Origin of the sequence: Pantoea sp. Ap-870 (assembly GCF_011752515.1) — a bacterium.
GTDB classification, from domain to species: Bacteria; Pseudomonadota; Gammaproteobacteria; order Enterobacterales; family Enterobacteriaceae; genus Pantoea; species Pantoea dispersa.
The window spans coordinates 1-224 of the sequence record NZ_VWXG01000037.1; the positions used below are offsets into that span (position 1 = coordinate 1).

Genomic DNA, 224 nt, shown 5'->3' on the forward strand with positions numbered 1-224 from the left:
TCCAAGGCTAAATACTCCTGACTGACCGATAGTGAACCAGTACCGTGAGGGAAAGGCGAAAAGAACCCCGGCGAGGGGAGTGAAACAGAACCTGAAACCGTGTACGTACAAGCAGTGGGAGCACCTTCGGGTGTGACTGCGTACCTTTTGTATAATGGGTCAGCGACTTATATTCTGTAGCAAGGTTAACCGCATAGGGGAGCCGAAGGGAAACCGAGTCTTAA

The 224-nt window shown here is 50.9% G+C and carries 1 rRNA gene; it reads left to right on the top strand.

What is annotated here, in order from left to right:
- A 23S ribosomal RNA gene (locus F3J41_RS23270) occupies positions 1-224 on the top strand; the annotation flags it as partial.